Origin of the sequence: Bradyrhizobium guangdongense (assembly GCF_006483445.1) — a bacterium.
Classification (GTDB): domain Bacteria; phylum Pseudomonadota; class Alphaproteobacteria; order Rhizobiales; family Xanthobacteraceae; genus Bradyrhizobium; species Bradyrhizobium guangdongense_A.
The window spans coordinates 18,765-36,505 of the sequence record NZ_PPPT01000062.1; the positions used below are offsets into that span (position 1 = coordinate 18,765).

Genomic DNA, 17,741 nt, shown 5'->3' on the forward strand with positions numbered 1-17,741 from the left:
AGGTAAGAAATTTTTAAGTTCTGGTTTCGCGCTCCGAACATGTCGGCGCCGATGGATGAAGTGTCGAAAGCGGAGAAATGACGTCGGAAATGATGCAGTTCTGGCTCTGAGTTACGAACCGTAAAGGACCTTAGTTAACAGGGGATTTCGCGGTCGCGAAGAATCCCGGGGATTCCCTTTAACTTTCGAGCGAAATCGTGACGCAATGAGCGTCATTTCGGGCTCGATTTGCAGCGCAAACGCGCGCTTTCGTGAGACGCGAGCCATGCGTGCGACGCTTCACCGCGGCTCGTCGATCGTCTTAACGTCGAGTCAACAGCCAACGCTGCATCTGTTCCAAATGGCTGCGAATGAGCTCCCCTGCGACGCAAAGACCCTGCCCAGGTGAAGGCAGACGGGGCGAGAGATCGGTGGTAGGGTAGCGTTCGCTTTCCGCGACGAGCGCGCTTTCCCGTCGCAGAACCTCGCAACAGAGCGTATCCCCCGGCATCGCGTGCAATCGATCGGAGATCGATTGCGGCGAAGGCGATGCCTGACCGGTTTTCGCGCAGGAGTTTCGCTACCATGCAACAGGCTGCAGGCCTGCAATTCGGCCGTACGATGGACGAATTTGCACGATGGCGGGCGGTGCCCGAGGACAAACGCTCACCTGCGCCCGGCTGGTGGTGGGGAACTGCCATGGCCGCGCTGGACGGCCACGAAACGATGCCGCGTGCGTGGTGCAGCCAGCTCGGTTTACGCGACGGATCGGACCTCGGAGACGGCGCGCGTGTCATTCTGGACTTGTTTGCCGAGCAGACGTCGTTGCCCTGGCCCGATGACTTTCCGCGCAAAACGGACTCCGCGGATCACGAGATCCACGACCTGCACCCGCTGCCGTCAGACGACAGCGCGTTTCAGCCGTGACGGCACATCTGCCTCGGCGGTCATGTCCTGGTCCGGCTGGAGCGGCGGGGCGATGGGAAGGCTCATCGGCCGCAGCAATTCGGCGACCTGCTGCGGCGGCAGCGGCTTTGCCACCAGATAGCCCTGCATCTCGTCGCAGCCATGGGTGCGCAGGAACGCCTCCTGCTCGGCATTCTCGACGCCCTCGGCGACCACGGTCATGCCGAGCGCCTTACCCATGCTGATGATCGCCTGCGCGATGGCCTGGTCCTCGCTGTCATGCGGCAGGTCGCGCACGAAGGAGCGATCGATCTTGATGGTGTCGATCGGAAAATGCTTCATCAGCGACATCGAGGAATAGCCGGTGCCGAAATCGTCGATGGCGAGGCGAATGCCGCGGCTCTGGATGGCGTCGAGCACCTTCAGCGCGCGCCCGACATTGCGCATCATCATGCTCTCGGTGACCTCGAGCTGCAGCAGCACGGGCGACATGCCGCTCGCGGCGAGCGCCTCGTCGACGTCCTCCAGGAGATGCTCGTCGGCGAACTGCCGCGGCGACAGGTTCACCGCCATCGAGAGCGGCAACAGCCCGCGGCGCTGCCAGGCCATCGCCTGCGCGCAGGCTTCCCTGACGACCCAGCGGCCGATCGGCACGATCAGGCCGGTCTCCTCGGCGAGCGGAATGAACTGCGCCGGCGAAACGTTGCCGAGCTCGGGATGGGTCCAGCGCAGCAGCGCTTCCACGCCGGTGATCTGGCCGGTCTCCATGTCCACCTTGGGCTGGTAGTGCAGCGAGAACTGCTCGCGCTCCAGTGCCCGGCGCAGCGCGCTTTCCAGCGACAGCCGCTCGATCGACTGCGTCTTCACTTCCTTTGAGAAGAAGCGATAGCCGTTCTTGCCGTCTTCCTTGGCGAGATACATCGCCATGTCGGCGTTCTTGGTCAGTGTCTGGGCGTCGGAGCCGTTGGCCGGATACATCGCAATGCCGATCGACGCGGTGGTGTGGCATTCATGGCCGGCGAGTTCCATGGGCTGGCCGAGCGCGGCCAACAGCCCGGTCGCGATGTGCTGGACGTCGTCGATATCGCCGCATTGGTCGAGGATGACGACGAACTCGTCGCCGCCAAGCCGCGCCACGACATCGCTTGCGCGCAACGCCTTGCGCAGCCGGTTGGCGACCTCGAGCAGCAGGAGGTCGCCGGCCTCGTGGCCCAGCGAATCGTTGATCACCTTGAACCGGTCGAGGTCGATGAACAGGAGCGCAAAGCGGCGCTCGTGGCGGTGCGCTTCGTCGATCGCCTCGCGGAGCAGGGCGTTGAAGGTCTCGCGATTCGGCAGATTGGTCAGGCTGTCATGCGAGGCCAGGTATTCGATGCGCTCGTCTGCCCGGTTCTTGGCGTCGGCGCGATCAAAATTCTCCATGGCGAAGGCGACGTTGTCGGCGAGGCGCTGCAACAGCTCGGCGAACTCTTCAGTGAAGGTATCCTGCTCGGTCGACATGTAGATCATGACGCCGACGGCCTGGTCATGCACGATCAGCGGAAATGAAGCGCCGGACCTCGCTCCGTCATTGCGAACGATGGCATGGAAGGCCGCGACACGACTGTCGTTGAGATAGTCGTTGCTGATGCAGGGCTGCCGGGTGCGGAACGCGGTGCCGGCCATGCCCCGCCCTTCGGGGCGTTCGGGATCGATCGAGAGGCGGACGTTGCGGGTGGTCTCGGCGGACGGCCCGGCCGCAGCCACGATCTCGAGCTGGTCGCTGTCGGCCTTGGCGAGCGCGACGGTGGTCGAGGTGAATTTTGCGCCATTCGATGCGGCCTGACAGACCAGCTCGAACAGCTCGTTGCGGGATTTCGCCCGCATGATCGCTTCGTTGGTCGCGCTGAGCGCGGCGAACATGCGCGTCAGGCGCTCCTTCTGCGCCTCGGTGCGCGCCTTCTCCTCGACACGGTCGAAATTGTCCAGCGCAAACGAGACGTTCTCCGCGAGCCGCGTCAGGAGCTCGACGAGGTCGGGCGTGAAGGTGTCTTCCTCGGTCGCGTGGAACAGCAGGACGCCGATGGGCTGGCGACCAGCGCGGAGCAACGGAAAGCTCGCCGCCGCGCGGGTACCGTCCTCGGCGGCCTTCGCGCGCCAATGCACCGACCGCGGGTCGTTCAGATAGTCATTGAAAATGCAGGGCTGCCCCGACCGCAGCGACGTGCCGATGATGCCCTGGCCCTCGGGATGATCCGGGGAGACCCTGCAGGTCCGGCCGAACATCCGATCGCACCTGAGGCCTTTGGCGGCGATAACACGGACGATTCCGCCATCCGGGTCCAGCATTGCGATCGTCGTCGAGGCGAACGTGCCGCCGAGCACACCCGCCTGGCAGGCGACTTGGAACAGCTCCTCGCGCGTCTTGGCGCGCATGATGGCTTCATTGGTGGCGCTCAGCGCCTGGAACATGCCGTTGAGCCGGCCGCGCTGCTTGTCGGCTCGCGCCTTCTCCTCGGCACGATCGAGATTGACCATCGCGAACGATACGTTGCGGGCAAGCCGCTCCAGGAGTTCGACCAGTTCGGGGGTGAAGGTGCCAGCTTCGAGCGAATTGAACAGGAACACACCTTCGGCACGATCGCCATTGACGAGCGGCAACACGGCCGAGGATTTCACGCCGGTGCGGCGCGCGCTCGCATGCCAGGGCTTGATCCGCTCGTCCGCGAGCAGATCATTGCTGATGCAGATCTGCCTGGTCCGGAAGGCCGTGCCCGTCAGGCCTCGGCCTTCGGGCACCTTGTCCGAGGTCGCGAATTTGAGACTGCGCACCTCCTCCGCGTTCGGGCCGGCACTGGCCACGACACGGAGCAGTTCGGCGTCATTGTCGGCCAGCGCGATCGTGGCCGAGCCGAACTTGCCCCCCTGCACCGATGCCTCGCAGACGAGGTCGAACAATTCGCTACGCGAGTGCGCGCGGATGATCGCTTCGTTCGTCGCGCTGAGCGCGGCATACATGCGCGCGAGGCGCTCTTCCTCATCCGCGATCCGGGCTTTTTCCGTTTCGCGATCAAAGTTCTCGATGGCAAAGGACACGTTCTCCGCGATGCGCACGAGAAGTGCGACGATCTCGTCGTCTTCCGCCCAGGACTTGCTGACGAAGAACATCAGTACGCCGACGCTCTCGCCGTGCTTGATCAGAGGTGCGACCACGCAGGCGACGACGCCGGAGCTGATATTGGCCCGCTCCCACGGCGTTCCCCTGGTGCGCGCGGCGAGATCGCTTTCGACCATCGCCTTTTGCGTCCGGAACACCTCGCCGCTGATGCCGCGGCCGTACGGATTGTCGGGATCGACGGAATAGCGCGCCTGCTTCACCAGATCGAGCTTTTGCCCGGTGAGTGCGACCGGCGCCAGCCAATGCGAGTCCGGCTCGCGCAGCAGCGCAACCGTCGCAAACGACTTGGCGCCGAAGACGGAGGCGTCGCAGACGCGCTGATACAGCTCGCGTTCGGTCTTGGCCTGCAGGATCGCTTCGTTGGTCGAGCTGAGGGCGCCGAACATGCGATTGAGCCGCCGCGTGGCGCGCTCGCCGTTCTGGCGGGCGGTTTCGCGCTCAAAGTTCTCCAGCGCATAGGTGATGTTGGCCGACATGCGCTCGAACAGCGAGACCATCTGCGCGTCGATCGACCCGGCTTCATTACGCGTCGCGAACAATACCCCGACGCTGCGCCCGTTGCAGATCAAGGGCACGGCCGCGGCCGCCCCGATGTGGTTCTTGACGACCCCTTCGCGCCAGGCCAGCGAGCGCGGATCGCTGAGATAGTCGTTGCTGATGCAGAGCTTCTGCTCGCGGAAGGCGTAGCCGCCGACGCCCGATCCCTCGGGCGTCCCCTCTTCCGTGGTGATCTCGATCGAGCGCAGCCGCGCGACGTCCTCGCCGCAGCCGGCTGCAAAGCGCAAGCGCCGGCCGTCCGGTTCGACCAGGAACACGGACACGGCCAGAAAATCCCCACTCGAAAACCCGGCGGCGCATACCCGTTGGTACAGCTCGTCCGGCGATTTCGCGTAGAGAATCGCTTCGTTGATGGCACTCAACGCTGCAAAGGTGCGCGCGAGGGTCGTCTGCAAGGTCCTGGCTCCCGGGCATTACTGCCTTTTTTTCCCGGACCCGTTATCGCGAGAAATCACCTAAGTGGTCGTTATTGCGTCCGGCAAACTAGTCATCAGAGTGAACGAGCTGCGAATGCGCGGCGCAAAACTGTTGGGAAAACTACGGTGGAGGTATCGCGCGGCGGCCGAAGGGCCGCGGCTTTACGAATTTGCAGCCCTGCTTTGGTTTACGGGAGATTGATATCGCGCGAGCGCTTTGAGACGATGGCGGTTAACAATGGGTGCCCGGCAAGGGCAACCCGCTCTGGGGAAACGCCATGCCGATCGGAGCTCGATCTCGCCTGATTGGACCCAAGGAGACCACGGCATGACACGGCAAATGGTACTGGTCGGCTTCCTGCAGGCACAGAACTGCACCAATTTGCCGAGCTCGTGGCGGCACCCGGACTCCCGCGACGATTCGATGTCGGCCGACTACTACCAGGAGATCGCGCGCATTCTCGAAGCCGGCAAATTCCACATGGCCTTCTTCGACGATCGCCTGGCGATGCCGGATCGCTACGGCAACGATCACGCCCACACCGTCGAATACGGCATCCGCTGTGTGAAGATGGATCCTCTGATCGTGCTGACCACCATGGGCATGGTGACCGACAAGCTCGGGCTGGGTTCGACCTGCTCGACGACCTATTTCGAGCCCTTCGACGTCGCGCGCCGCTTCGCAACGCTCGATCTGATGTCCGGCGGGCGCGCCGGCTGGAACGTCGTGACGTCGCTGAACGACGGCGAGGCGTTCAATATGGGCCGGGATTCACATCCCGAACACGATGCCCGCTACGACCGCGCCGACGAATTCATGGAGGTCGTGCTGGGCCATTGGGACACCTGGGAAGATGGCGCGCTGATCATGGACAAGACCAGCGGCCGCTTTGCCGATCCGACCAAGGTGAAGCGGCTCGATCACAAGGGGCCGGGCTTCAAATCGCGCGGGCCGTTCACCGTGCCACGCTCGCAACAGGGCCATCCCGTGATCATCCAGGCCGGTGCTTCCGGCCGCGGCCAGCGCTTTGCCGGACGCTGGGGCGAGGTGATCTTTACTGCCGCACGCAATCTTGCGGGCGCCAAGGAAGGCTATGCGGCCGTGCGCAACGAGGCCGCAAAAGCCGGTCGCGATCCCGATCAGATGTTCCTCTGCAACCTGACGACGCCTGTCTGCGGTGCGACCAAAGCCGAGGCCGAGGACAAGATGGCCGTGATCAACAAGCTGCCGCTGCAGATCGACGCGCTGTCGCTGCTTGCCGAAGCCCTCAACTACGACTTCGCCTCAAAGGGCCTCGACGAACCGCTGACGACCGAAGAATTGAAGAGCATGCAGGGAATCCTCGGCATCCGCGACGGCGTGCTGAAGATTTCAGGCAAGAGCAATCCGAGCGCACGCGACTTCGTCACCTTCTCCGGCCGCGGCCAGGTGCAGGATGCGATGGTGGGTGGCCCCAAGGAGATCGCCGACAAGCTGGAGGAGATGTTCGTCGAGCGTGGCTGCGACGGCTTTGTCATTGCCGCGACCTACGTGCCCGGCTCCTACGCCGACTTCGTCAAGCACATCGTGCCGGAATTGCAGCGTCGCGGACTGTTTCAAAAAGGCTATCGCGGCAAGACGCTGCGCGAGAATCTCGGGCTGAAGCGACCCGCCGCCGGCGCCTGGAAGGCCACACCGTCAGCGGCCGCCGAATAGAACAGAGGGAAACTTCGCATGCGCTGGCTCAAATTCACCGCCTCGGGCAAGACCTCCTGGGGCCTCGTCGAGGGCGATCAGGTCATCGCGGTCGACGGCGACCCCTTCGGCGAATGGCAGCGCACGGTACACACGCACGCGCTGTCGCAAGTCAAGATCGAGCTGCCGCTGGTCCCGCGCACGTTCTATTGCGTCGGACTGAATTACCTCAAGCATCTGAAGGAGGCCGCGGACAAGCGCGGCGAGGTGCCGGCAGTCCCTGATCGGCCTGAAGTCGGTTATCGCGCGCAGAACGCGTTGATCGCGCATGACGAGGACGTGGTGATCCCGTCTTTTGCCACCGAGAAGATTCACTATGAGGGCGAGCTCGTCGTCGTGATCGGCAAGAAGGTCAAGCACCTGACTGAAACCAACGCGATGGATTGCGTGTTCGGCTACACCATCGGCAACGACGTCAGCGAGCGCACCTGGCAGAAGGCCGATCGCGGCCTGTGGCGCTCGAAGAACGCCGACACCTTCAAGCCGATGGGGCCGTGGATCGAGACCGAGGCCGATCTCGACAAGATGGAGACCATCGTCCGCGTCAACGGTAAACAGACCAACTCCTTCGCGACCTCCGACATGATTTTTTGCGTGGTGCCGTTTCTGGTGGAGCTGACGAAGTATTTTACGCTGTGGCCGGGCGACGTGATCTGGATGGGCACCGACGGTGCGTCACCGGATATCAAGCACGGCGATGTCGTCGAGATCGACATCACCGGCATCGGCACGCTGCGAAACAGGTTTGTGCGGGAGGGGCAGTAGATCTGGCACGGTGCCGCAGGGTGGGCAAAGGCGCTCTTGCGCCGTGCCCACCATCTCTCCCAATTGCGAAAGAGAGGTGGGCACGCTTCGCTTTGCCCACCCTACGAGAGCTACGACGCGGCTAGAATGGCAGCACCACGCTCGACTTGATCTCTTTCAAAATCACATTGCTGCGGACGTGGCGGATGCCGGGAATGCGGAACATGAACTCGTCGAGAAATTCGTTGTAGGCGGCCATGTCGCGCACGACGACGCGCAGGTGATAGTCGGCGTCGCCCGTCGTCGCAAAACACTCCAGCACCTCGCGACGTTTCGTGACTCGGGACACAAACTCATCCACGAATTTTGCGTCGTGCCGCTCCAGCGACACATGGAGCACGGCCGACATCGCAAAGCCGGCACGCTCCCGCGCGACCAGCGCGGCGTAGCCCTGGATGACGCCGCTTTCCTCCAGCGCGCGGACCCGGCGCCAGCAGGCCGAGGTCGACATGCCCACCTCCTCGGCGAGCTGCTGGTTGGTGGCGCGACCATCCTTTTGGAGATGCGCGAGAATCTGCGCGTCCTGGTCTTCAACCATGAGGAACCCTCATTTCGGTATACTCTACCAAAATTTGACAATTGACGCAAAAAATTATCGCAACCGGTTCGCCATCAGGAAATATAGGTAAGACCTACCAGCCCTCCGGGCATACCCTCGTTCCATCCGCCAGTGATGCCGCACGAGGCTAGCCATGGACGCCATCTCCGCCCTCGACGCCTACGAGCTTTCCGATCGCTACGACCGCGAGGAAGGCCGCGTCTTCCTCACAGGCACGCAGGCCATCGTCCGCATCGCGCTCGACCAGGCCAGGCGCGATCGCGCCGCAGGTCTCAACACCGCAGGCTTCATCTCCGGCTATCGCGGCTCGCCGCTCGGCGGCGTCGACCTCGAGCTCTGGCGCATCCAGGAACGGTTGAAGAGCCATCGCATCGAATTTCTCCCTGCCGTGAACGAGGATCTCGCCGCAACCGCCGTGCTCGGATCGCAGCAGGTAGAGACGCAAGCCGATCGCGAAGTCGATGGCGTGTTCGGGCTCTGGTACGGCAAGGGCCCCGGCGTCGATCGTTCCGGCGATGCGCTGAAGCACGGCAACGCCTATGGCTCGTCGCCGCATGGCGGCGTGCTCGTCGTTGCCGGCGACGACCATGGCTGCGTCTCCTCCTCGATGCCGCACCAGTCCGACGTCGCCTTCATGAGCTGGTTCATGCCGACGCTGCATCCGGCCGATGTCGGCGAATATCTGGCATTCGGCGAATATGGCTACGCGCTGAGCCGCTTTTCCGGCATGTGGGTCGGCTTCAAGGCGATCTCGGAGATCGTCGAATCCGGCGCCTCGGTGGCCTTGCGCCCGCCGCGCCCGTTCGCGCGGCCCGACTTCACGCCGCCACCCGGCGGCCTGCACTATCGCTGGCCCGATCTGCCGGGACCGCAGATCGAGGAGCGGCTGGAAGCGAAGAAGCACGCCGTTTACGCCTTTGCCAAAGCCAATCCGATCGATCGCCGAATCTACGACATTCCGCACGCCACTTACGGCATCGTCACGACAGGAAAAGCCCATCTCGACCTGATGGAAGCGCTGCGGCTGATCGGCCTCGATGAAGGCGCCTGCCGCAGCATCGGCATCGATATCTACAAGGTCGGCATGGTCTGGCCGCTGGCGCTGCATGACGCGATGGAGTTCGTGCGGGGCAAGCGCGAGATTCTCGTCGTCGAGGAGAAGCGCGGCATCATCGAAAGCCAGTTCAAGGAGTATTTTTACGACTATCCCGGCGCAAAGCCCGAACGCATGGTCGGCAAGCATGACGAGACCGGCGCACGGTTGATCTCGTGGATCGGCGAATTGTCACCGCGTGCGCTGGCGTCCGTGCTGGCGCGGCGGCTCGATCCGATGTTTCCCGGGCTCGACCTCGTCGCCCGCGCCGCCGCGCTCGCGCCGGAAGCGCAGCGCTTGATCACGGTCGCCGGTGCGACCCGCACGCCCTATTTCTGCTCGGGCTGCCCGCACAACACCTCGACCAAGGTGCCTGAGGGGTCCAAGGCGCTGGCCGGCATCGGCTGTCACTTCATGGCGAGCTGGATGGACCGCGAGACATCGTCCTTGATCCAGATGGGCGGCGAAGGCGTCAACTGGGCGGCGTCGTCAAGATTCACCGGCAAGAAGCACGTCTTCCAGAACCTCGGCGAAGGCACCTATTATCACTCGGGCTCGATGGCGATCCGGCAGGCGATCGCGGCCCGCGCCAACATCACCTACAAGATCCTGTTCAACGACGCCGTAGCCATGACCGGCGGCCAGCCGGTCGACGGGCCCGTCAGCGTCCACGCCATCGCGCACAGTGTCCGCGCCGAAGGCGTTGCGCGCATTGCGCTGGTCTCCGACGATCCCTCACACTTCGCGCCGGCCGATTTGCCAGGCGGCGTCACCATCCATCCGCGCGAGGAGATGGACGCCGTGCAGCGCGAGTTGCGCGACATTCCCGGCGTCTCCGTGCTGATCTATCAGCAGACCTGCGCCACCGAAAAGCGCCGCCGCCGCAAGCGCGGGCAGATGGTTGATCCCAAGCGCTTTGCCTATATCAACGACCTCGTCTGCGAAGGCTGCGGCGACTGCTCGGTCGAATCCAACTGCCTCAGCGTCGAGCCGAAGGAGACGCCGTTCGGTCGCAAGCGTCAGATCAACCTCTCGACCTGCAACAAGGATTTTTCCTGCCTCAACGGCTTCTGCCCGAGTTTCGTCACCGTCGAAGGCGCGACGCGGAGGAAGAAGGCCGCAAGCGATATCGACGCCGTCGCGCGCGCGGCAACGCTCCCATTGCCCGCGCCGGCGACGTTCGAAAAGCCCTTTGACCTTCTGGTGACTGGCGTCGGCGGCACCGGCGTGATCACGGTCGGCGCCTTGATCGGCATGGCCGCGCATCTCGAGCGTCGCGGCGTCTCGGTGCTGGATTTTACCGGCTTTGCGCAAAAGTTCGGCCCGGTGCTGAGCTACATCCGCATCGCCTCGGCTCCGGATGCGCTGCATCAGGTCCGCATCGACCAGGGCGCCGCCGATGCGCTGATCGGCTGCGATCTCGTCGTCAGCTCCTCGCCGAAAGCGTCCGGCACCTATCGCTTGGGCACGCGTGCCGCTGTCAACACAGCGGAGATGCCAACCGGCGACGTCGTGCGCCTGCGCGATGCCGACCTCGCCTCCCCTGCCCGCCTGCGCGCCATCGGCCGCGTTATTGGCGAGGACAATCTCGCCACCATCAATGCCAATGCGCTGGCCGAGCGCCTGCTCGGCGATGCCGTCTACGCCAACATCATCATGCTCGGTTTCGCCTGGCAGCAGGGCCTGGTCCCGATCTCGCTGCAAGCGCTGCTGCGCGCGATCGAACTCAACGGCGTCACGGTGGAGCGCAACAAGCAGGCCTTTGCCTGGGGCCGGATCGCCGCGGCCGATCCTGCTTCCCTGCCGAAACAAGACAACGCGCCTGACACCGAGACGCTCGACCAGATGATCGATCGCCGCGCAAAATTCCTCACCGCCTATCAGGACGCAGCCTATGCGGCCCGCTACCGGACGACGGCCGCCAAGGTGCGCAGCGCGGAAGCCGCGCTCGGCAGTGAGGCGCTGACCGACGCCGTCGCGCGCGCCCTGTTCAAGCTGATGGCGTACAAGGATGAGTACGAGGTGGCGCGCCTGCACATGCAGACCGGCTTCCTCGACGAGATTGGCCGCACGTTTGACGGCGACTATCGCGTGACCTATCACCTCGCGCCGCCGTTCCTGCCGGGAAAGCATGATGCGCGCGGCCGGCCCCGCAAGCGCGCTTTCGGTCCCTGGATCCAGTTGCCGCTACGCGTGCTGGCGCGGTTGAGAGGTTTGCGCGGCACGGCGTTCGATCCGTTCGGCTACACAGCCGAGCGGCGCGCGGAACGCGAACTGATCGCCTGGTATGAGGGACTGATCGCCGAAATTCTTCGGAGGCTGGATGCGGCAACGCTCCCCGATCTCATCGCGCTCGCAAAAGCGCCGATGGAGATCCGTGGCTATGGACCGGTGAAGGACGCTGCGATCGCAAAGGTGAAGGCCGAGGTGGCAAGTCGTCGGGCCAACCTCGCGGAACGTAGGGAGACCGGACGCGCTGCTTGAGCCCTCAGGAATAGGGGTTGATCAGCTTCTGATGCTCGGCGCTGTGGTGCACCAGCATGTCGATGAAGGTCCTGACCTTCGCCGACAGGTGATGCCTGTGCGGATAGATTGCATTCATCGACAGCTCGACCGGCCGATATTCCGGCAGCAGGCGAACGAGGTCGCCGGCTTCGAGATCGTCGCGCACCAGAAATCCGGCGGCGAGGCAGATGCCGCCGCCTTCGAGTGTGGCCCGGCGCAACGTTTCGCCGCTGTTGGTCACCAGATTTCCGGAGATGCGCACCGTGGCCGGCGCGCCCTTGCGGTCGACGAAGTGCCATTCGTCGCCAAAGGGATAGTTGACGTGGCGGAAGCAGTTGCGGTCGCCGAGCTCGGCGAGCGTCTCGACACGGCCGTGCTTCTCGATATAGCCGTGCGAACAGCACAGCACGTGGCGCCACGTCGCGAGCGTGCGAACGATCAGGCTCGAATCCGGCGGTGGCGTGAGCCGTAAAGCGATATCGAAGCCTTCCTCGATGATGTCGACATTGGCTTCGCCCATCATCAGCTCGACCCTGACCTCGGGATAGGCTGCAAGGAATTCGGCAACGATCGGGGCGACGAGCGCGACGATGTGCGTCGCAACATAGATGCGCAGCGTGCCGCGCGGCGTCGATTGCAACGCGCCCGCGATGTCGTCAGCCTGTTCGATATCGGCGAGAATCTGGACGCAACGGTCGTAATAGGCCTTGCCGATCTCGGTGAGGTTGACCTTGCGCGTGGTGCGGTTGAGCAGCCGCACGCCGAGCCGGTCCTCCAGCGCCTGCACGTGATTGCTCACCATGGTCGTGGACATGTTGAGCTTGCGGGCAGCTGAGGAAAAGCCGCCGGTCTCGACCACGCGGCTGAACACTTCGAGGCTGGTGAGCCGATCCACGGATTTATCCGCTTTCAGTTGATGATATCGCCCGACGGCGCGACATTATCAGGCGGACCTTGAAGCTGCACGCTTGCGGGCGCCCTTCCGCGGCGGTTGAGACGCAGCCTGCCGTTCACCCGCCAGCGAGTCGTGCAGCCAGGTCCGCAACACGGCGAGCCCGGGGTCGTCCTTCCGGAACGCGCGGTACAGCAGATACCAGGCGCGTGGCTTCGGCACCGTGATCGAGAACGGCGCGACCAGCCGCCCCTTGGCAAGATCCTCTTCGACATAGGGACGAAAGCCGATCGCAACACCTATTCCGTCAACCGCAGCCTGCAATGCCATGGTGTGATTTCCGAACGTCGGACCGACCGCCTTTCCGCGCGGCTTGACCCCGGCGGCGGCAAGCCAGAGCTGCCAGTCCTCCGGCGAGTGCGCCACCTCCAGCATGTCCCGTCGCGTCAACTTCGATGGATGCGGGATGCGTTCGGCAACCGCTTTGGTGCAGACGGGAAAGAGATCGGTCCTGAACAGCAATTCGGCTTCGTAGCCCGGCCAATGTCCGTCGCCGAGCACGATGCCGCAGGTCCAGTCGTCGCGGAACGGATTCATCGCGCCTCCGGTCGACAAGCGAATGTCGATCTCGGGATGCGTCTCGTAGAATCCGCGCAGCCGCGGGATCAGCCAACGCACCGCAAATGTCGGGCCGACGCCGAGCGTGAGCGCAGGTGTCGTCTGCATCGCGCTGACCTGCTCGGCAATCCCGGCGATGGCGTCGAACGCCGACGTCAGCCCCGGCTGCAACGCCTTGCCCTGCGCGGTGAGATCGAGCCCGTTCGGCCGGCGCTCGAACAGCTGGAAGCCGAAGCGCTCTTCGAGCAAGCGCACCATGCGGCTGATCGCGGCCTGCGTGACGTTCAGCTCGTCCGCGGCCCCGACGAAGCTGCCGTGGCGCGCGGCAGCCTCGAAGGCGCGCAGTCCGTTCAGCGACGGCAGGCGGCGGGTGACCATAGGGATAGTTTTCCTGAGCCTATGGCCCAGATAAACCCGTTTGCGGGTCCGCTGTCAAACGGCCCATGAAGGTGCATCGCAATCTTATGAACCTTCCGGGGGTCGCCATGATCAGCATGCCCTTCGCCGCACTGCTCGCGGCTTCCGTGCTGTCCACCTCGTTCATCTCAGGCCTGTTCGGCATGGCCGGCGGCATGATCCTGATGAGTCTGCTGCTGTGCTTCATGCCGGTGGCGCCGGCCATGGTGCTGCACGGCCTCACCCAGATCGCGGCCAACCTCGCCCGCGCCTGGAGCTGGCGGCAGCATGTCGTACGGCCTGTGGTCGCGCGATACACGGCCGGTGCGCTTCTGGCCGGCGCCATCGTGGCCTGCGGCCTGGTCGCGCCAAGCAAGCCAATAGCCCTAATTTTCATTGGTCTTTTGTCCCTCGCGGGACTGCATGTGCCAAGCCACCTGACGCCCAATGTCATGGCTCCGCGGCAGGCGATCGGCTGTGGCACGCTGTGCACGGGCCTGCAACTGATCTCCGGCGTCTCGGGGCCGATCCTCGACCTGTTCTTCGTCAAGACGGCACTTAGCCGGAAGGAGATCATCGCCACCAAGGCCGCGATCCAGTCGATCGGCCACGTGCTCAAGCTGATCTATTTCGGCCGGCTGCTGCTGATCGACGACGGCGGGATCTCCCCCTTGGCCGTGCTGCTCGCCATCGCCGCGGCGGTGCTCGGGACCCTGCTGTCCCGCGGCCTGCTCGAAACCCTCTCCGATGCCGGCTTCGCGCTGTGGTCGCGGCGCCTCATCGCAGCGGTTGCCGCCGTCAGCCTCGCCCAAGGCCTCGTCCTGCAATTCGGGAGCTTCGAATGAACAGCATCACACGGGTTGGCAGCAATCGCTCGCCAAACCGGGCAATCGCTCTGGCGCAGTCGACGACCTTGCCCGCTAGACCATCGCCAAGCCTGCACCACGAGAAGAGCGCGGAGGGCGCGCCGAACGACTATCCACCCGGAGTGGATAATCCTTCCCGTAATTCGCTGATTATCACCTGACCCAGAAAAGCCGATGTTCAAGGAAAGCCGAGAGGAGACCCGTTATGTCCGAGATGCCCCGCACCGCAATCTTCCAGCAAGCCACTGAGATCGCTGTTGAAACACCGAAGACCTCGGTCTCGATCCGCAATGTGGCGCGGCGCACGGCACTGGTGCTGGCGCTCCTCGCCGGCACAGCGGCCGTCGCTTATTACGCTCACGACTACTGGACCCAGGGCCGTTACCTCGAAACCACCGACGACGCCTATGTGAAGGCGGATTCCACGATCATCGCACCGAAGGTTTCCGGCTACATCGCCCGCGTGCTGGTCGGCGACAACCAGCCCGTGAAGGCCGGCCAGTTGCTGGCCGAGATCGACGATCGCGACTTCAGGGCCGCGCTCAGTCAGGCCAGGGCCGATGTCGCAGCAGCTGAAGCGGCCGTGCGCAACCTCGATGCGCAGATCGCCCTGCAGCAGCCGATCATCGAACAGGGCACCGCCGACGTCGCGGCTGCGGAAGCGAATCTGAAGTTCGCGCAGGAGGAGCAGACCCGTTACGACGGATTGATGAAGACCGGCTCCGGCACGGTGCAGCGGGCACAGCAGACCGACGCGGCCTTGCGCACCAGCACCGCGCAAATGCAGCGCTCGCAATCCGGCCTGCTCGCCGCGCAGCGCAAGGTCGACGTGCTCACCACCGAGCGCGCCAAGGCCGTCGCCCAGCTCGACCGCGCCGGCGCCGTCGAGCAGCAGGCCGAGCTCAATCTTTCCTACACGCAGATCAAGGCGCCGGTCGAAGGCACCGTCGGTGCGCGCACGCTGCGCGTCGGACAATTCGTGCAGGCCGGCACGCAGCTGATGGCCGTGGTGCCGCTCGATCAGGTCTATGTGGTCGCAAATTTCAAGGAGACCCAGCTCACGCATGTGCGCAACGGTCAACCGGTCGAGCTCACCATCGACGGCTTCCACGGCACCAGGCTGAAGGGTCATGTCGACAGCCTGTCGCCGGCGAGCGGCCTCGAATTCGCGCTGCTGCCGCCCGACAACGCCACCGGGAACTTCACAAAGATCGTGCAGCGCGTGCCGGTGAAGATCGTGCTCGACGACACCAGGCTGAAGGGCCTGTTGCGCCCGGGCATGTCTGCCGAGCCGACCGTCAACACCAAGGCGACTGTCATCACCGAGCGTGAAACCGCCAAGCGCATCGCCGACAACGCCCCGCGGCCGAACGGCGGCTAAACCGGCTCATCCGGCGGAATCATCAGGTTCTGCCGGATGCTTCCCGAACTTCGCTGATTATCGAACCCGGACACCCAATGCATCCTGTCTCCGACCACGAGACGAGGCCCCCATGAGCACGCTCCAACCGACCTTCAACGCCGCTTCCGCGGCACACATCCCGGCCCCTGCCGCAGCGCCCGCCGTCTCCGCAAAGACCTGGATCGCGGTCGCCGGCGCCACGCTCGGCGCCTTCATGGCTGTCTTGAACATCCAGATCGTCAACGCCTCGCTCGCCGACATCCAGGGCGCCATCGGTGCCGGCATCGACGACGGCGGCTGGATCTCGACCTCCTATCTGATCGCCGAGATCGTCGTGATCCCGCTGTCCGGCTGGCTCGCGCAGGTTTTCTCGGTCCGCATCTATCTCCTCACCAATGCCATCCTGTTCCTGGCCCTGTCGGTCGCCTGTGCCTTCGCGCAGGATCTGCCGCAGATGATTGCGCTGCGCGCCGTGCAGGGTTTTACGGGCGGCACGCTGATCCCGCTCGCCTTCACGCTGATCATCACGCTGCTGCCGAAGGGCAAGCAGCCGGTGGGCCTCGCGCTGTTCGCGCTATCGGCGACCTTCGCGCCTGCGATCGGCCCGACCATCGGCGGCTATCTCACCGAGAATTTCGGCTGGGAGTACATCTTCTACGTCAACCTTGTCCCCGGCATCATCATGATCGCGATGCTGTATGCCTCGCTGGAATCGAAGCCCATGCAGCTGTCGCTGCTGCGCCAGGGCGACTGGCTCGGCATCGTCACCATGGCGATCGGCCTGTCGGCGCTGCAGACCGTGCTCGAGGAAGGCAACAAGGACGACTGGTTCGGCTCGCCCTTCATCGTCAAGCTGTCGGTGATCGCCACTGTGGCGCTCGGCCTGTTCCTGTGGATCGAGTTGACCACGAAGAAGCCGCTGTTGAACCTGCGCCTGCTAGCCCGCCGCAATTTTGGCTTCGGCATCCTCGCCAACTTCCTGCTCGGCATCGCGCTCTACGGTTCCGTGTTCATCCTGCCGGTCTATCTGTCGCGGATCCAGGGCTACAATGCAGAGCAGATCGGCATGGTGTTGGCGTGGACCGGCCTGCCGCAACTGCTCTTGATCCCGTTGGTGCCGCGGCTGATGCAACGCTTCGATGCCCGCGTCATTATCGGAATTGGGTTCGCACTGTTCGCCGCCTCCAATTTTATGAACATCTACATGACCAACGACTATGCGACCGATCAGTTGTTCTGGCCCAACATCGTGCGTGCCATCGGCCAGGCCCTGGTGTTCGCGCCGCTGTCCGCTGTCGCTACCGCAGGCATCGAGGCGGAGAACGCGGGGTCGGCCTCCGGCCTGTTCAACATGATGCGGAACCTCGGCGGCGCCGTCGGCATCGCGCTGCTGCAGACACTCCTCACCAAGCGCGAGCAGTATCACTCCAACGTGCTGATGCAGTCGGTCTCGATGCTGGAGCAGGCGACGCAAAGCCGGATCGAGAAGCTGACGCAGTACTTCATGGCCCACGGCGTGGCCGATCATGCCGAGGCCGTGCATCGCGCCATCGCCGCCATCGGCAAGATCGTGCAGAAGCAGGCCTTCATCCTCGCCTTCAGCGACATGTTCTTCCTGCTGGGCGCCGCGCTGATCGTCGCGCTGCTGGCATCCATGCTGCTGAAGAAGCCCGGCCATCTCGACGCCGGCGGCGCACACTGAGTTTGATCAACCACCACACAGGAGAACGAGACCATGAAACCCCGCATGAATTTCTACCAGGCTTCCCCCGACACGATGAAGGCGCTGACGGCGCTGGAGACGCAGATCCAGTCCACCGGACTGGAAAAATCCCTGATCGAGCTCGTCAAGATC

General features: G+C 64.1%; 11 protein-coding genes and 1 pseudogene. 8 read left to right on the forward strand and 4 right to left on the reverse strand.

What is annotated here, in order from left to right:
- Positions 1-564 precede the first annotated feature (564 nt).
- The gene (locus C2U70_RS09235; protein ID WP_140977690.1) at positions 565-906 is read left to right on the forward strand and encodes a hypothetical protein; all 342 of its coding nucleotides are present in this window, start codon (positions 565-567) and stop codon (positions 904-906) included.
- Here the strand turns inward: C2U70_RS09235 and C2U70_RS09240 are convergent.
- Positions 880-4,995 carry a bifunctional diguanylate cyclase/phosphodiesterase gene (locus C2U70_RS09240; RefSeq protein WP_140977691.1) on the reverse strand — a complete coding sequence of 1,372 codons (4,116 nt, stop codon included), beginning with the start codon at positions 4,993-4,995 and terminating at the stop codon, positions 880-882. The two genes, C2U70_RS09235 and C2U70_RS09240, sit on opposite strands and share 27 nt — an antisense overlap.
- Positions 4,996-5,344: 349 nt before the next feature.
- On the opposite strand from C2U70_RS09240, the gene C2U70_RS09245 reads away from it, so the two are divergent.
- Positions 5,345-6,712 (forward strand): LLM class flavin-dependent oxidoreductase, encoded by a 1,368-nt coding sequence (locus C2U70_RS09245; protein WP_140977692.1) that lies wholly within the window; start codon positions 5,345-5,347, stop codon positions 6,710-6,712.
- Between the two features lie 18 nt (positions 6,713-6,730).
- A complete protein-coding gene (locus tag C2U70_RS09250) occupies positions 6,731-7,516 on the forward strand; it encodes a fumarylacetoacetate hydrolase family protein (protein ID WP_140977693.1) in 786 nt (261 codons plus the stop codon).
- Between the two features lie 121 nt (positions 7,517-7,637).
- Here the strand turns inward: C2U70_RS09250 and C2U70_RS09255 are convergent, their stop codons facing one another.
- Complete coding sequence (locus tag C2U70_RS09255; protein ID WP_140977694.1) at positions 7,638-8,093, reverse strand: Lrp/AsnC family transcriptional regulator; 456 nt, start codon at positions 8,091-8,093, stop codon at positions 7,638-7,640.
- Between the two features lie 154 nt (positions 8,094-8,247).
- On the opposite strand from C2U70_RS09255, the gene C2U70_RS09260 reads away from it, so the two are divergent.
- Positions 8,248-11,691 carry an indolepyruvate ferredoxin oxidoreductase family protein gene (locus C2U70_RS09260; protein WP_140977695.1) on the forward strand — a complete coding sequence of 1,148 codons (3,444 nt, stop codon included), beginning with the start codon at positions 8,248-8,250 and terminating at the stop codon, positions 11,689-11,691.
- Positions 11,692-11,695: 4 nt separating this feature from the next.
- Here C2U70_RS09260 and C2U70_RS09265 read toward each other — a convergent pair whose 3' ends face one another.
- Together C2U70_RS09265 and C2U70_RS09270 are read right to left on the reverse strand one after the other, a co-directional pair.
- Positions 11,696-12,607 carry a LysR family transcriptional regulator gene (locus C2U70_RS09265; protein ID WP_140977696.1) on the reverse strand — a complete coding sequence of 304 codons (912 nt, stop codon included), beginning with the start codon at positions 12,605-12,607 and terminating at the stop codon, positions 11,696-11,698.
- 48 nt (positions 12,608-12,655) lie between these two features.
- A complete protein-coding gene (locus tag C2U70_RS09270; RefSeq protein ID WP_140977697.1) occupies positions 12,656-13,600 on the reverse strand; it encodes a LysR substrate-binding domain-containing protein in 945 nt (314 codons plus the stop codon).
- A gap of 107 nt (positions 13,601-13,707) precedes the next feature.
- Between C2U70_RS09270 and C2U70_RS09275 the strand changes: the two genes are divergently transcribed.
- The 4 genes and pseudogenes from C2U70_RS09275 to C2U70_RS33795 form a co-directional block, all read left to right on the forward strand.
- On the forward strand, positions 13,708-14,463 hold the full coding sequence (locus C2U70_RS09275; protein WP_186294150.1) for a TSUP family transporter: 756 nt from the start codon (positions 13,708-13,710) through the stop codon (positions 14,461-14,463).
- Between the two features lie 226 nt (positions 14,464-14,689).
- Positions 14,690-15,865 carry an HlyD family secretion protein gene (locus C2U70_RS09280; protein ID WP_140977699.1) on the forward strand — a complete coding sequence of 392 codons (1,176 nt, stop codon included), beginning with the start codon at positions 14,690-14,692 and terminating at the stop codon, positions 15,863-15,865.
- A gap of 112 nt (positions 15,866-15,977) precedes the next feature.
- On the forward strand, positions 15,978-17,588 hold the full coding sequence (locus tag C2U70_RS09285) for an MDR family MFS transporter (protein ID WP_140977700.1): 1,611 nt from the start codon (positions 15,978-15,980) through the stop codon (positions 17,586-17,588).
- A 33-nt stretch (positions 17,589-17,621) separates the two neighbouring features.
- A pseudogene (locus C2U70_RS33795) lies at positions 17,622-17,741 on the forward strand (carboxymuconolactone decarboxylase family protein); the annotation flags it as partial.

Bases quoted from the DNA above. Each gene is read 5' to 3' on its own strand.
- C2U70_RS09235 (WP_140977690.1), top strand. From the start codon at position 565: ATGCAACAGGCTGCAGGCCTGCAATTCGGCCGTACGATGGACGAATTT.
- C2U70_RS09245 (WP_140977692.1), top strand. From the start codon at position 5,345: ATGACACGGCAAATGGTACTGGTCGGCTTCCTGCAGGCACAGAACTGC.
- C2U70_RS09250 (WP_140977693.1), top strand. From the start codon at position 6,731: ATGCGCTGGCTCAAATTCACCGCCTCGGGCAAGACCTCCTGGGGCCTC.
- C2U70_RS09255 (WP_140977694.1), bottom strand. From the start codon at position 8,093: ATGGTTGAAGACCAGGACGCGCAGATTCTCGCGCATCTCCAAAAGGAT.
- C2U70_RS09260 (WP_140977695.1), top strand. From the start codon at position 8,248: ATGGACGCCATCTCCGCCCTCGACGCCTACGAGCTTTCCGATCGCTAC.
- C2U70_RS09270 (WP_140977697.1), bottom strand. From the start codon at position 13,600: ATGGTCACCCGCCGCCTGCCGTCGCTGAACGGACTGCGCGCCTTCGAG.
- C2U70_RS09275 (WP_186294150.1), top strand. From the start codon at position 13,708: ATGATCAGCATGCCCTTCGCCGCACTGCTCGCGGCTTCCGTGCTGTCC.
- C2U70_RS09280 (WP_140977699.1), top strand. From the start codon at position 14,690: ATGTCCGAGATGCCCCGCACCGCAATCTTCCAGCAAGCCACTGAGATC.
- C2U70_RS09285 (WP_140977700.1), top strand. From the start codon at position 15,978: ATGAGCACGCTCCAACCGACCTTCAACGCCGCTTCCGCGGCACACATC.